Source organism: Sporichthyaceae bacterium (assembly GCA_036269075.1).
GTDB lineage: Bacteria > Actinomycetota > Actinomycetes > Sporichthyales > Sporichthyaceae > DASQPJ01.
In genome coordinates this window covers 1-13,897 of record DATASX010000088.1, presented here as the reverse complement: position 1 = coordinate 13,897, position 13,897 = coordinate 1, and the positions used below count along the sequence as shown (strand labels likewise).

Below are 13,897 nucleotides of genomic sequence, written 5' to 3'. Positions count from 1 at the left end.
GGATCGCCCTCAGGCGCTGGTGCGGGTGACGATCGAGAACGCCTCGCCGGCAACCCCGCCGAGCGCGGCGTAGCGGCCCATGTTGGGCACGTCGGTAGCCGGGGTCGCCACCTGGCCGCCGAGTTCGACGGCCTTGGCGACCGCGTCGTCGACGTCGTCGACCGCGAATGTCACCGTCCACGCAGGGTGGATCTCCACCGCGCCCGGGGGGCAGACCATCCCGGCGACGCCGATGCCGTTCAGTCGGGCCAGCGCGTAGCTGAACTCGCCGATCGACTGCAGGTCGACGACCCAGCCGAACACGTTCGCGTAGAACTGCGCGGCGGTGTCGACGTCAGGGGTGATCAACTCGGTCCAGCACCAGCTGTTCGGGACGTCGGTGAGGGAGGCGCCGGTGAATCCACGCGGCTCCCACAACGAGAACACCGCCCCGGTCGGGTCTTGTGCGGCGGCGCCCCGGCCGTCGCTACCGAGGTCGACCGGCCGCACCAGGGCCATACCGCCGAACTCCACCACGTCGGCCAGGGTCTGCTCGAGGTTCGCGACGCAGAGGTAGACGTTCCAGCTGGCCGGTCGCTCTCCGGAGGGTCCGATCCCGGCCACCCGCTCCTCGCCGACGGCGAAGTTCGCGAAGCCGTCCGCGTAGTCGTCGCGGACCCGCCAGCCGAACAGGCCCTCGTAGAAGTCCGCCGCCTTCGACTGGACCTGGCAGGTCAGGTCCAACCAGCACGGCGTTCCCGGTGGGTAGATCACGGTCACGGCGCATCCCCCAATCGCTGAGGCCGACCCTACAGTCGAGGAAGGCGAGAGGAGCGCGAGAAAGCGAGCTTGCGAGCCTTCTCGGGGGCTCCGGAGCCGATTGAGTCTGTTGACGAGGCAGCGAGGATCACTGCCGGCGGCTGCCGCGGCGCCGGACGCGAGCCAGGTCGCGCAGTATCGTCCGGGCCGCGTTGCGCCCCGAGGCGCCGAACACGCCACCGCCGGGGTGTGTGGAGGCCCCGGTCAGATAGAGGCCGGGGACTGGACCGCGGTAGTGCGCGAACTCCGGCACGGGCCGCAGCCGGAACATCGCGTCCAGCGCCATTTCCACGTGCATGACGTTGCCGCCCCGCAGGTCGAGCTCGCGCTCCAGGTCCTTCGGCGTCTGAACGTGGGTGGCCCGGACCGAGCCGGCGAAACCCGGGGCGCGCCGCTCGACCTGCGCGATGACCGACTCGGCGGTCTGCTCGCGCAGGTCGTCCCAGTCGATGCCGGCGGCGAGGTGGCGGCGATGCCACTGCGCCCACAGGGTCAGGTTGTGCTCACCGGCCGGTGCCAGCGACGGGTCGAGCGCGGTGGGGGTCATCGCCAGCACCGCAGGTTCACGGGGGGCCGCACCGACCAGGTAGGCACCGTAGGCGGCCCGCAGGGTTCGTCGGTCCTCGACGAGCAACTGCATGCCGCGTAAGGCATCTGACGGTGCGTCAGGGTAGATCGGCAGCCGGACGGTGACGATGCGCACCGCGACGCCGATCCCGTCGCCGACGCGGATGCGCAGGCGCGTCGGGTCGGCGGCTGGCGTGCCGAGCAGGTCGAGGGTGGTCAGCACGTGGGTCCCGCTGAGCACGACCCGGGCACGCACCGCGCGACCGGTGGACGTCCGCACCCCGACCGCCCGACCGCCCCGCACGAGGACCTCGCTCACCGGGTCGGCCAGGTGCAGGCTGCCGCCGCTGCGCCGCAGTCGCTCGGCCAGCGCCACGGACAGTTCGCCGGAGCCGCCGATCGGTCGGCCCGGGGCCCGGGTGTGCAGCAGGCCCAGCCACATCAGGTGCCCGGCGGTGCCCGGCTCGTGGGCCGGCGGCCCGGACTGCGAGACCAACCAGGCCAGCGCGGCCTTCAATCGCTCGCTGCGAAACGTGGCGTCCAGCAGGTGGTCGGCCGGTTGGAGGAACCACCGGGCGGTCTCCGGCCGGTTCTGATCGATCGTCAGATTACCTGCGTTACGGGCGATCCGCGACATCGTGGGGGAGTCGGTGAAGGTCGCCAGCAGGCGACGGGTCAACGGGGTCAGCCGCTCGACCAACGTGCGGTAGGCCGCCGCGTCCGTAGCGCCGCAGGCCGCGGCGATCGAGTCCGTCGTCCGGTCCAGGTCGGTCGCGAAGACGATGCCGGGCTCGTCGGGGGACTGCGCGGGCGCGTAACCCCAGGGGTCGGCGTCGAGGTAGCGCAGGCCGCACTCGCCGAGTTCGAGATCCTCGATCAGGTCGGTGTGCCGCACCATGACGTGCAGGCTCGAGCCTCGGTCGACCCGGTGCCCGGGGAAGCGTTCGATCGTCGAGACCGCGCCGCCGGGTACCGCGTCGCGTTCGAACACCGCGACCTGCAGGCCGGCCCGGGCCAGGTAGCAGGCGGCGACGAGCGCGTTGTGGCCGGCGCCGACGACGGCGACGTCTGCAACGAGCTCGTCGGCGTCGGACACCGAGGATGCGCAGTGGCCGGCGACGTCGACCGCGTCCGTCGGGCCGGTCAACTGTCCGCGGCCAGGGCCCGGTCGAGTTCCTCGGGGGTGCGGCCGACCACGGTGGTCCCGTCGCCGGCGGTCAGGATCGGCCGCTGGATCAGGATCGGATTGGCGATCATGACCTCGATCCAACCGGCCCGGTCCGCGGGCGTGCGCGGTCGGTCGCGCAGACCGAGGCCGGCGGTGACGGACTCGCCGGTGCGGGCAATGTCCCATGGCTCCAGGCCCAGGCGGTCGAGCACCTCGGTCAACTCGGCGGCCGTGGGCGGGTCGTCGAGGTAACGGCGGACGGTGTACTCGATGCCTGCCGCGTCGAGCGCCTCGGTGGCGACGCGGCACTTCGAACAGGCCGGGTTGAGCCAGATCTCCATGGTTGCGGAGACTAGCCGCGACATCTGCGGACGTCGCCCGCAGATGTTGTGGTGGGCCGCTCGAGGTGTATCTTACTAAGAGTAAGTTTTCTGGAGGGAGTTCCCGTGGACCGACGGATCCTGATCACGGGTGGGGCGTCCGGGCTCGGGCGCGCACTCGCCGCGGCGGCGCTCGCCGACGGTGCTCGCGTGCTGATCACCGACGTGAACGTGGCGGCGGGTGAGCTGGCCCGCCTGGAGTTCGCCGAGCGCCTGCGGGAGACGGGAGAGGACGTCGAGCGCGTCGCGTTCCTGCCGCTCGATGTCCGCGACGAGGCCGCGTGGATCTCCGTCCGCGAGTGGTGTCGACGCGAGTGGAGCGGCTTGGACGTCCTGGTGAACAACGCCGGGGTGGCACACGGCGGACCGATCGCGGACATCCCGATGGCAGACTGGGACTGGATCATCGACATCAATCTCAAGGGCGTCGTGCGCGGGGTGCACACGTTCCTGCCGGTGTTCGCCGAGCAGGGAGGCGGGCACGTGGTGAACATCGCGTCCCTGGCAGGCCTGGTGAACATGCCGAACATGGCCGCTTACAACGTCACCAAGGCCGCCGTCATCTCGCTGTCGGAGACCATGCGGCACGAGCTGGCACCGGCGCACGTGCGGACGACGGTGGTGTGCCCGAGTTTCTTCGCGACGAACCTGGCCGACACGATGCGGGCCACCGACCCGTCGTTCGAGGTGATCGCGCGGCAGATGCTTGCCGGCGCTCTGCCCGGGCCGAAGCTGACCGCGGACGACGTCGCCCGAAAGGTGCTGCGTTCGCTGGGCCGGGACCGCTTCTGGTGCCTGCCGCACGTCGAGGGCCGGGTGCTGTGGGGCGTGAAGCGCTACGCCCCGCCGGTGTTCTGGGCCGGCATGCGGGTGGCCACCAAGGTGATGGACCGGCTGGCGCAGTCCGGCCGGGTCACGGACCGGACGCGACAGATGGAGCGCAGCTGACGCTCCCGGCCCCAAGTTCGGAAATTGTCGGTGACGAGTTCTACTGTGCTCCTTGTATCGAACATATTTTCGATACACTCTGAACGCACCGGCTGCGGCGGCCTGACCTCGACCCCCAGACCGCCGCGCCGGTGCCCGAGCACGGAGGACTGTCGATGATCTCTTGCCCGTCGCGTGCGGGGCGGCCGGACGAACTGCTGTCCGCGGCCGATCGGGACCTGAGCCTTGCCGGTCTGGCGACCCGCCCGGCCGATCGGTACGCGGCCGCGCACCTCGCGGCGCTGCGGGCTGCTGCTGCCGTCCTGGCTGCCCGGCCGTTGGCCGCGGCGCCGCCCCCCCGGGCACGGGAGGGCCGGGCCACACCACGTCGGGCCCCAGCCAACGCCTGGGCCGAGTTGGCGGTCGCGGCGCCGGAGTTGGCGCCCTGGGCGGCGCATTTCGCCGCCGGGGCCGACAAACGTGCCGCGGCCTCCGCCGGGTTGAGCTCGGCCGTGTCGGACAGCGAGGCCGACGGGCTCATGCGCGACTCAGGAACGTTCCTAGGGGTGGTCCGGGCGCTGCTGGCGGCCTGACGGAGGCCGGCTCAGGGCACACGACTGGCTCAGGGCACGACTGGCTCAGGGGGAGGCGAGCCGGGACAGCGAGGCCGGGACCTCGGCGGCTGCGGCGCGGTCCAGCAGCCACAACGTTCGGGCGCGGCCGGCTGCGCCGGCGGCCGGGATCTGCATCGTCCCGGCGCCGGACAGGGCCATCCGCACCGCGGCGGCTTTCTCGGCTCCGGCGACGATCATCCAGACCTCACGGGCCGAGCGGATCGCGGGCAGAGTCAGGCTGATGCGGGTCGGCGGCGGCTTGGGAGCACCGCGGACCGCCACGACCGAGCGCACGGTCTCGTGCAGGGCGGGCTTCTCGGGGAACAGCGACGCGACGTGGCCGTCCGGGCCGACGCCGAGCATCAGCACGTCGAAGCTCGGCACGCTGCCGTGGTCCTCCGGTGCGGTCGCAGCCTCCAGCGCCTTGGCGTACAGCTCTGCCGCAGCCTCCGGATCGTTGCCGGCCTGGCCGTCGCTGGCGGGCATCGCGTGGATCCGCGCCGGGTCGAGCGGGACGTGGTCGAGCAGCGCGCCGCGGGCCTGGGTCTCGTTGCGGTCCTCGTGACCGGAGGGCAGGAACCGCTCGTCGCCCCACCAGACGTCGAGGTTGCGCCAGTCGACGGCGTCGCGTGCGGGCATCGCGGCGAGTGCACTCAGCGTCCCGATGCCCATGCCGCCGCCGGTCAGGACCACCGAGGCAGTGCGGCGGGCGGCCTGTACGTCCACCAGTCGGGTCACCAGGCGTGCTGCCACCGCGGCGGCCAGGGTCTGCTGATCGCGGTGCACGATCACCGTCGGTGTCATGATCCGGACCCTTCTGCGTTGCGGCTCGCCAACGCGGCCAGGCAATCGCCGTAGATGTCGTCGGGATTGAGTTGCCGCAGTTCCTCGCCCATCAACTCGGCCAGGTCGCGACGCTTCAGCGCGATCGGTTGCGGCGTCGAGTGGCCAGGAGAACGCAGCGTCGCCAGCCGGCCGTCGGTGCGGCTGACCGCGACCTCGTCCGCGCCGAGCATCAGCACCACGTCGGTCAGCCCGGGGCCGGCGGAGACCTCGCGGTCGACGCCGACCCCGAGCCGGCACTCCAACCAGATCGCCAGCAGTTCGGCGCTGGCGTTGCCGGCCTCGGCGGCGACCCGGGCACCGGTCGGTCGGCCCGCGTACTGGTCCAGCGCGGTCGCGAGCAACGTGCGCCACAGCGTCAACCGGGTCCAGGCCAGGTCGGTGTCGCCCTCGACGTAGTGCGCGGCGCGTCGCCGCAACGTCCCCGTCGGGTCGCCGCAGCCTGCCAGGTCGGTGATCCGACGCTGGCTGAGGCGACCCAGCGGATCCCGGGCCGGGTCGTCCGGCCCGACACCCGGCCAGTAGGTGACGACCGGGGTGTCCGGCAGCAACAGGGGCATGACCACGGACTCGGCGTGCTCGGCCAGTTCGCCGCGCAGGTCGAGGATCACCAACTCGCCCGGACCGCGGTCGCCGCTGCCGAAGACCTCGGCGTCCAGCCGACCCGGGCCGGGTCCCGGGTGCTTGCGCAGCACCAGGATCCGCGACGGGTGCTCCACCGCGGTCGCCGTCGTGGCCTGGATCGCCGCGTTGTGCTCGTGGCTCTCCGCGGCCACGAGCAGGGTCAGCACGTGCCCGGCCGTCGGCCCGCCGTGGGCCCGCCGGGCGTCCACCAGCGCGCGGTCGATGTCGGCCGCCGAGGTGTCGGACAAGGTGTTGCTCACCGGTGCCACCCCCACGGTTGCCGGCAGAAGTCGGGAAGCAGCGGGCAGCGCGTCACGGGCGCCGCCAGGTACGCCCGTCGCGGGCCATCATCGCGTCGGCCGAAGCCGGGCCCCAGGTGCCGGACTGGTAGTCCTCCGGCGGAGATTGGGTAGCCCAGAACTCCTCGATCGGGTCGAGCACCTGCCAGGACAACTCGACCTCCCGGCTGCGCGGGAACAGCGGCGGGTCGCCCAGCAGCACGTCGAGGATCAGCCGCTCGTAGGCCTCCGGCGAACTCTCGGCGAACGACCCGCCGTAGGCGAAGTCCATGTTGACGTCGCGGACCTCCATCGACGACCCCGGGACCTTCGAGCCGAACCGGACCGTGACGCCCTCGTCCGGCTGGATGCGGAACACCAACGCGTTCTGGCCGAGTTCCTCGGTCGCGGTCGCCTCGAACGGCAGGTGCGGCACGCGCTGGAAGACCAACGCGACCTCGGTGACCCGACGGCCCAGGCGCTTGCCCGCCCGCAGGTAGAACGGGACGCCGGCCCAGCGCCGTGTGTCGAGTTCCAGCTTCATGGCCGCGAAGGTCTCGGTCCGCGAGTCCGCCGGAATCCCGTGCTCGTCAAGGAAACCGGGCACCTTGGCGCCGCCCTGCCAGCCCGCCGAGTACCGGCCCCGGGCGGTCGAGGCAGCCAGATCCGCAGGCAGCCGGATCGCCGAGAGGACCTTCTCCTTCTCGGCCCGCAGGTCGTCCGCGCGGAACGAGACCGGCTCCTCCATCGCGATCAGCGCCAGTAGTTGGAGCAGGTGGTTCTGGATCACGTCGCGGGCGGCGCCGATGCCGTCGTAGTAGCCGGCGCGGGTGCCGATCCCGATGTCCTCGGCCATCGTGATCTGCACGTGGTCGACGAAGTTACGGTTCCAGATCGGCTCGAACAACTGGTTGGCGAACCGGATCGCCAAGATGTTCTGGACGGTCTCCTTGCCCAGGTAGTGATCGATGCGGAATACCGACTCGGCCGGGAAGACGCCCTCCAGCAACTGGTTCAGCTGCTGAGCGCTGGCCAGGTCGCGGCCGAACGGCTTCTCGACGACGACCCGGCGCCACGGCACGCGCCCGTCCGGGAGTGGCGCGCATGGTTGGGCCAAGCCGTGCTTGGACAGCTGCGCCGTCACGTCGGGGAAGAACCTCGGCGGGATCGACAGGTAAAAGGCGTGGTTCCCGCCGGTGCCACGGGTCTCGTCCAGTTCGGCAATCGTCTGGCACAGCTTGACGAAGGCGTCGTCGTCGCTGAAGTCGCCGGGCACGAAGCGGAAACCGTCCGCCAACTGTGCCCAGACCTCCTCACGGAAGCCGGTCCGGGAGTGAGCGGCCACCGCGTCGCGGACGGTCTGGGCGAAGTCCTCATCGGCCCAGTCGCGTCTGGCGTAACCGACCAGTGAGAAGCCCGGGGGCAGCAGCCCGCGGTTGGCCAGGTCGTAGATCGCCGGCATGACCTTCTTGGTGGCCAGGTCGCCGGTGACCCCGAAGATCACCATCCCGCAGGGGCCGGCGACCCGTGGCAGGCGCTTGTCGCGCGGGTCGCGCAGCGGGTTCATCGCCCCGCCGGCGCTATGTCCATTGATGAGCTCGCCGCGCTCGCTCATCGGCCGATCGCGGCCAGCACGGACTCCAAACCGGCCTGACGATCCGTCAGATGCAGTCGGAGCGCGGGCCTGCCGCGTCCGGTCAGGGCACCGAGGTCGCCCAGGGCCTGAGCCAGATGCAACGCGCCGAACGTGAACGGCCGACCCGGGATCGCGAGGTCCTTGGCGACGGCTCCGGTCAGCTGCAGGAACACCCCGACCTGCGGGCCGCCCTTGTGGAACTGCCCGGTCGAGTGCAGGAACCGCGGGCCCCAGCCGAAGGTGACCTGACGATCCCTCAGACGTCGGGCCAGCGCCGGCCGTAACCCGGCGGCGTCCGCGTCCGCGAAGCGGTCCAGGTAGGCCATCACCGCGAGGTAGCCGCCCTCCTCGACCGAGGCGAGCAGCGTCTCGAGCGCGTCGGTCAGCGACTTGGCGCCGTCGAACGCGTGCGGGTCGCCGTAGACCTCGACCGGTCCGTCGGTCAGCAGCGGCGCGGGGACCACCGGGCCGTCCGGGCCGGAGTCAGCCAGCAGGCGGTTGGTGTTCTCCTTGGACTCGGTGACGTTCGGCTGGTCGAACGGGTTGATTCCCAACGACCGGCCGGCCACTGCGGTGGCGTACTCCCAGACCAGGAACTGTGCGCCCAGCGGCCCGGTGGTCGAGATCGAGGCGCTCTTGGCGTCGCCGAGCGCGGCGAGGATCGAGTCCGGACCGGCATCGACCCAGCCCGGGGCGTTCGGGCCCTCGACGACGACCGGCAGGATCCCCGTGCCGGCCTTGCCGGTCGACTCGGCGATCAACTGCTCGGCCCAGTCGCCGAACCCGACCAGCGCCGGGTCCAGGTCGCCGATCACCAGCTTGTCGCGGCCCTCGTCCACGGCTCCGCCCAGCGCGGCACCGAGCAGCAGTCCGGGATTGTCCTCGTTCTCGGCCAGGGCCGGACGAACCGCGTCGGCGGCATCCAGTAACGCCTCCACATCGACGCCGGCCAACGCGGAGGGCACCAGTCCGAAGGCGCTGAGCGCGCTGTAGCGGCCACCGATGTTGGGGTCGGCCAGGAAGACCCGGTAGCCCGCGTCGCGAGCGGTCTTCTCCAGCGGCGAGCCCGGGTCGGTGACCACGACGATCCGCGCGGCGATCTGATTGTGCGTCAGACCCCCGTCCGCAAAAGCCTTCTCGTAGACCCGACGGTGCGAATCGGTCTCGACGGTGCCACCGCTCTTGCTGGCCACGACGACCACGGTGCGGTCCAGGCGGTCGGCCAGCGCTCGGCGCACCTGCCCCGGGTCTGTGGTGTCGAGCACGGTCAGTGGCTTGCCGGCGCTGCGGGTGATTACCTCCGGTGCCAGCGACGAGCCGCCCATGCCGGCCAGCACGACATGGTTGAGCCCGGCGCTGCGGCACCAGTCGACCAGTTCGCGAAGCTGGGGCAGCAGGCCACGCGAGGCGACCGTGACGTCCATCCAGCCGAGCCGGATGCTCGCCTCGGGCTGCGCCTCGGGCCCCCACAGCGTCGGGTCGGCCTCGGCCAGCCGGGGGGCGGTGTCGGCGCCGATCGCGTCGAGCAGCGCCGCGGCGGCCGCCTCGCGCACGGCGTCGTCGAGGATCCGGACGGTCACGCCGGCGGCCGCGGCCGAACTGGCGGGATGACTCATGCGCCACCCCGCAGTCGGTCGAGCTCCGCGGAGATCGAGCCGAGCAACTCGTCCCAGGCACTCACGAACTTGTCGACGCCCTCGCGCTCGAGCAGGTCGACCACGTCGTCGTAGGAGATGCCCTGCGCTGCGACGCCGGCCAGCACTGCGGCAGCCTCGGTGTAGTGCGACCGGATCGAGTCCGAACCGTCGCCGCCGTGGTCCGCGACCGCGTTGAGCGTCGCCTCCGGCATCGTGTTCACGACGCCGGCCGTGACCAGGTCGTCGACGTAAAGGGTGTCCGGGTACGCCGGGTCCTTGACGCCGGTGGAAGCCCAGAGCGGGCGCTGCGGTCTGGCGCCCGCGGCGGCCAACGCCTGCCACCGGGCCGAGCCGAACACCTCCTCGTAGGCCTGGAAGGCCAGCCGGGCATTGGCGACCGCGGACTTGCCGCGCAGCTCCGTGGCCTCTGGGGTCCCGAGCTTGTCCAGCCGCTTGTCGATCTCGGTGTCCACCCGGGACACGAAGAACGAGGCCACCGAGCCCAGGTGCTCCAGTGGGTGGCCGGCGGCCCGGGCCCGCTCGACGCCGTCGAGGAAGGCGTTCATCACCGCGCGGTAGCGGTCGAGGGAGAAGATCAGCGTGACGTTGATGCTGATGCCCTCGGCCAGGCACTGCGCGATCGCCGGGAGACCCGCGAGGGTCCCCGGGATCTTGATGTAGAGGTTCGGCCGGTCGACCGCCCACCACAACGCGCGGGCCTCAGCGATCGTCGCCGCGGTCTTGTTCGCGAAGCGCGGGTCCACCTCGATGGAGACCCGGCCGTCGACGCCTTCGCTCGCGTCGTAGACCGGACGCAGCACATCGCAGGCGTCGCGCACGTCGGCAGTGGTGATCGAGCGCACCGCCTCGTCGACGCCCACTCCGCGTGCGGCGAGGTCGGCGATCTGCGGGTCGTACAGGTCGGACTTCGAGACCGCGTTCTGGAAGATGGACGGGTTCGTCGTCACGCCGACCACATTCTTGTCACGAACCAGCGCCGCGAGGCTGCCGTCGCGCAACCGCGCTCGCGACAGGTCGTCCAGCCAGATCGCCACACCAGCCGCGCTCAATGCGCTCAGCCGTTCGTTCCCCACCATCTCGTCTCCGTCTCTCACCGCCGGCTGAATTCCGCGAACGACCTGATGGGCCGTCAGTTACCCGTCTTGCTGCCCTTCTCGCCCTTCGTTCGGGCGAGGCTGCGGTGCGCGGCCGCGACCACCGCGGGCACCGTGATGCCGAACTGCTCGTAGAGGGTCGCGTACGGGGCGGAGGCACCGAAGTGCTCGAGCCCGACGACCTCCCCGCCGTCGCCGACGTAGCGCCACCAACCCTGGGCGATGCCCGCCTCGACCGCGACTCGGGCCTTGACTCCGGGCGGCAGAACGCTCTGCCGGTAGGCGTCGTCCTGGGCGTTGAACCATTCGACGCAGGGCATCGACACCACGCGGGTGGGCACCCCCTCGGCCTCCAACGCCTCGCGGGCCCCAACCGCCAACTGCAGCTCACTGCCCGTGCCGATCAGGATCAGCTCCGGCAGACCACTGCCCGCCTCCTGCAGGACGTACCCACCGCGGGACACGCCCTCGGCCGACGCGAACCCGTTCGACCGGTCGAAGGTCGGCACGCCCTGGCGGGTCAGCGCGAGCGCCGCCGGGCCGTGCGGGTTCTCCAGGATCGTGCGCCAGGCCACGACGGTCTCGTTCGCGTCGCCCGGGCGCACCACGTCGAGGCCGGGGATCGCGCGCAGGGCCCACATGTGCTCGACCGGCTGATGGGTCGGGCCGTCCTCGCCCAACCCGATCGAGTCGTGCGTCCAGACGTAAACGACCGGCTGCTTCATCAGCGCCCCCAGTCGTACGGCACCGCGCATGTAGTCGGAGAAGACCAGGAACGTGCCGCCGTAGGGGCGGAAGAACCCGTCCAGGGCGATGCCGTTCATCGCCGAGCCCATCGCGTGCTCGCGCACGCCGAAGTGGATGTTGCGGCCGGCCGGATCGGCGCCCTTCACCTGGGATCCGGCGGGCAGGAAGGAGGTCTCGCCCTCGATGTTCGTCAGGTTCGACTCGGCCAGGTCGGCCGACCCGCCCCACAACTCGGGCACGGCGCCGGCGATGGCGTTGAGCACCTCGCCGGAGGCCTTGCGGGTGGCGACGTCCTTGCCTGCCGGGTACGACGGCAGCTTCGCGGCCCAGCCGTCGGGCAGCCGCCGGGCCAGCATGCGGTCCAGTTCGGCGGCGCGGTCAGCGTTGGCCGAGCGCCAGGTCGCGTAACGGGTGTCCCACTCCGCGTGGATCGCCCGGCCTCGGTCGACGACCTCCCGGGCGTGGGTGAGCACCGCGTCGTCGACGTCGAAGTTGCGCTCCGGGTCGAATCCGAGGATCTGCTTGGTCGCGGCCACCTCGGCCGCGCCCAGCGCAGACCCGTGCGCCTTGCCCGTGTTCTGCAGGTGCGGCGCCGGCCAGGCGATGATCGAGCGGACGGCGACCAGCGACGGCGCCTCGTGGTGGTCGCGGGCCGTGGTCAGCGCCGCGTACAGGGCTGCAATGTCGTTGGCGTTCTCGACCCGCTGGGTGTGCCAGCCGTAGGCGGCGTAACGGGCGACGACGTCCTCGGTGAACGCGACGTCGGTGTTGCCCTCGATCGAGATGTGGTTGTCGTCGTAGAGGACGACGAGGTTTCCCAACTGCTGGGTGCCGGCCAGCGAGGAGGCCTCGGAGGCGACGCCCTCCTCCATGTCACCGTCGGAGGCGAAGACCCAGATCGTGTGGTCGAACACGCTGGCGCCGGGCGCGGCCTCCGGGTCGAACAGGTACCGCGCGCGCCGAGCCGACATCGCCATGCCGACCGAGGTGGCCAGACCCGCTCCGAGCGGACCGGTGGTCGTCTCGATGCCGGCGGTGTGGCCGACCTCCGGGTGGCCCGGGGTCAGGCTGCCCCACTGCCGTAGGTGGGTCAGGTCCTCCAGCGTCAGCCCGTAGCCGGACATGAACAGCTGGATGTACTGGGTCAGGCTGGAGTGTCCGCAGGACAATACGAACCGGTCGCGACCCAGCCAGTGCGGCTCGGTCGGGTCGTGGCGCAACAGGCGCTGGTAGGTGAGGTACGCGGCAGGCGCGAGCGCCATTGCGGTGCCCGGATGGCCGTTGCCCGCGGCCTGCACCGCGTCCATCGCCAGCACCCGTGCGGTGGCCACGGCACGGTCGTCGAGATCGGACCAGGTCAGCTTCGCTCCCATGAGCCTGACCCTACCCATCGTCGCCAGCGCACCCGCTGGGCGTCGAGGGTGAATGGCCGGGCTACAGTTGGCGTCGCCCGTCGTATGCGCCCCACGTCCGGACCCGGACGCTCCAGCGCTTCAGTCAGACCCGAAGGTGCGTGTGACAACACTCGACACCGGTCGGCCGCGGGGCGGCATGGTCGCCCACGGAACCGGCTACGCGCCGCAGAGCCTTGACGATTCTGGCGAGGTGCCAGTCGAGCCGTCGGCCCTCGGCCGACGCACCGCCGGACAGACATTGCGGGCCTACGTCGCGCTCACCAAGCCGCGGATCATCGAGCTGCTGCTCGTCACCACTGCGCCGGTGATGTTCCTGGCCGACCGGGGGATTCCCGGTGCCTGGCTGGTGTTGGCCACTCTGGTCGGCGGCACGCTCGCCGCGGGCAGCGCGAACGTCCTGAACTGCTACCTCGACCGCGACATCGACGCCGACATGCGTCGCACGCGACGTCGGCCGCTGCCGATGCACGGGGTCAGCGCGCGGGAGACCGTGGTCTTCGGCGTGGTGCTCGGGATCGTCGCGACCCTGCTGCTCGGGTTCGCGGTGAACTGGCTGTCCGCGATGCTCGCGCTGACGGCGAACCTGTTCTACGTCTTCGGCTACACGATGCTCCTCAAGCGCCGTACGGCCCAGAACATCGTCTGGGGTGGCGCGGCCGGATGCTTCCCGCCGTTGATCGGCTGGACCGCGGTTACCGACTCGGTCTCGTGGGCCCCGCTGGTGCTGTTCCTGGTCGTGTTCTTCTGGACGCCGCCGCACTTCTGGGCTCTGGCGATGCGCTACCGCGACGACTATGCCGCCGCCGGCGTGCCGATGCTTCCGGTGGTCGCGGGGGAGCGACGGGTCATCACCGAGATGACCGTCTACACCTGGGCGACCGTGGCGACCTCCGTGGTTCTGTGGCCCGTGGCCCACACCGGCTGGCTGTACCCGGTGGTGGCCGGCTTGCTGGGCGCGCTGATGCTCGCCGAGGCCCACCGCCTGCTCCGCCAGGTGCGCCGCGGGGTCACCGGCGTCGAGCTGTCGCCGATGCGCCTGTTCCACCTGTCGAACACCTACCTGGCGCTGCTCTTCCTCACGATCGCCATCGACGCCGTCGTGTTCGCCTGACGCTGGGGCCCCCTATCTCGCATCTTCTGCCGTGGGG

General features: G+C 71.3%; 12 protein-coding genes. 3 read left to right on the top strand and 9 right to left on the bottom strand.

The genetic code is table 11. From position 1 onward, the window contains the following. Positions 1-9 precede the first annotated feature (9 nt). The 3 genes from VHU88_16500 to VHU88_16490 form a co-directional block, all read right to left on the bottom strand. Positions 10-759 (bottom strand): VOC family protein, encoded by a 750-nt coding sequence (locus VHU88_16500; GenBank protein HEX3613290.1) that lies wholly within the window; start codon positions 757-759, stop codon positions 10-12. 127 nt (positions 760-886) lie between these two features. Then, entirely contained in the window at positions 887-2,512 is a 1,626-nt protein-coding gene (locus VHU88_16495; protein ID HEX3613289.1) for an NAD(P)/FAD-dependent oxidoreductase, read from the bottom strand. After that, positions 2,509-2,874, bottom strand: a complete 366-nt coding sequence (locus VHU88_16490) for an ArsC/Spx/MgsR family protein (protein HEX3613288.1) — start codon at positions 2,872-2,874, stop codon at positions 2,509-2,511. The genes VHU88_16495 and VHU88_16490 overlap by 4 nt, the downstream gene beginning before the upstream one ends. Positions 2,875-2,979: 105 nt before the next feature. Between VHU88_16490 and VHU88_16485 the strand changes: the two genes are divergently transcribed. Beyond that, positions 2,980-3,861: an SDR family NAD(P)-dependent oxidoreductase gene (locus tag VHU88_16485; GenBank protein HEX3613287.1), complete on the top strand. Its 882-nt coding sequence runs from the start codon at positions 2,980-2,982 to the stop codon at positions 3,859-3,861. Between the two features lie 155 nt (positions 3,862-4,016). Next, positions 4,017-4,433, top strand: a complete 417-nt coding sequence (locus VHU88_16480; protein ID HEX3613286.1) for an SAV_6107 family HEPN domain-containing protein — start codon at positions 4,017-4,019, stop codon at positions 4,431-4,433. Between the two features lie 45 nt (positions 4,434-4,478). Here VHU88_16480 and pgl read toward each other — a convergent pair whose 3' ends face one another. Genes pgl through tkt form a run of 6 tightly spaced genes read right to left on the bottom strand, consistent with a single transcriptional unit; the run spans position 4,479 to position 12,707 of the window. Then, positions 4,479-5,258 carry a 6-phosphogluconolactonase gene (gene pgl / locus VHU88_16475; GenBank protein HEX3613285.1) on the bottom strand — a complete coding sequence of 260 codons (780 nt, stop codon included), beginning with the start codon at positions 5,256-5,258 and terminating at the stop codon, positions 4,479-4,481. Continuing rightward, on the bottom strand, positions 5,255-6,181 hold the full coding sequence (locus VHU88_16470) for a glucose-6-phosphate dehydrogenase assembly protein OpcA (protein HEX3613284.1): 927 nt from the start codon (positions 6,179-6,181) through the stop codon (positions 5,255-5,257). Before VHU88_16470 ends, pgl begins: the two co-directional genes overlap by 4 nt. A 52-nt stretch (positions 6,182-6,233) precedes the next feature. Continuing rightward, positions 6,234-7,814 carry a glucose-6-phosphate dehydrogenase gene (gene zwf, locus VHU88_16465; GenBank protein ID HEX3613283.1) on the bottom strand — a complete coding sequence of 527 codons (1,581 nt, stop codon included), beginning with the start codon at positions 7,812-7,814 and terminating at the stop codon, positions 6,234-6,236. Then, positions 7,811-9,451 carry a glucose-6-phosphate isomerase gene (locus VHU88_16460; GenBank protein ID HEX3613282.1) on the bottom strand — a complete coding sequence of 547 codons (1,641 nt, stop codon included), beginning with the start codon at positions 9,449-9,451 and terminating at the stop codon, positions 7,811-7,813. The genes zwf and VHU88_16460 overlap by 4 nt, the downstream gene beginning before the upstream one ends. After that, positions 9,448-10,569 carry a transaldolase gene (gene tal / locus VHU88_16455; GenBank protein HEX3613281.1) on the bottom strand — a complete coding sequence of 374 codons (1,122 nt, stop codon included), beginning with the start codon at positions 10,567-10,569 and terminating at the stop codon, positions 9,448-9,450. The genes VHU88_16460 and tal overlap by 4 nt, the downstream gene beginning before the upstream one ends. A gap of 53 nt (positions 10,570-10,622) precedes the next feature. After that, positions 10,623-12,707 (bottom strand): transketolase, encoded by a 2,085-nt coding sequence (tkt, locus tag VHU88_16450; protein ID HEX3613280.1) that lies wholly within the window; start codon positions 12,705-12,707, stop codon positions 10,623-10,625. A gap of 232 nt (positions 12,708-12,939) precedes the next feature. Here tkt and VHU88_16445 point away from each other — a divergent pair, with 232 nt between their 5' ends. Further along, positions 12,940-13,860 (top strand): heme o synthase, encoded by a 921-nt coding sequence (locus VHU88_16445; GenBank protein ID HEX3613279.1) that lies wholly within the window; start codon positions 12,940-12,942, stop codon positions 13,858-13,860. The last annotated feature ends 37 nt before the right edge of the window (positions 13,861-13,897 follow it).

Excerpts from the sequence above, each read along its gene's own strand:
- VHU88_16490 (HEX3613288.1), bottom strand. The coding sequence starts at position 2,874 with ATGGAGATCTGGCTCAACCCGGCCTGTTCGAAGTGCCGCGTCGCCACC.
- tal (HEX3613281.1), bottom strand. The coding sequence starts at position 10,569 with ATGGTGGGGAACGAACGGCTGAGCGCATTGAGCGCGGCTGGTGTGGCG.
- VHU88_16460 (HEX3613282.1), bottom strand. The coding sequence starts at position 9,451 with ATGAGTCATCCCGCCAGTTCGGCCGCGGCCGCCGGCGTGACCGTCCGG.
- zwf (HEX3613283.1), bottom strand. The coding sequence starts at position 7,814 with ATGAGCGAGCGCGGCGAGCTCATCAATGGACATAGCGCCGGCGGGGCG.
- VHU88_16480 (HEX3613286.1), top strand. The coding sequence starts at position 4,017 with ATGATCTCTTGCCCGTCGCGTGCGGGGCGGCCGGACGAACTGCTGTCC.
- pgl (HEX3613285.1), bottom strand. The coding sequence starts at position 5,258 with ATGACACCGACGGTGATCGTGCACCGCGATCAGCAGACCCTGGCCGCC.
- tkt (HEX3613280.1), bottom strand. The coding sequence starts at position 12,707 with ATGGGAGCGAAGCTGACCTGGTCCGATCTCGACGACCGTGCCGTGGCC.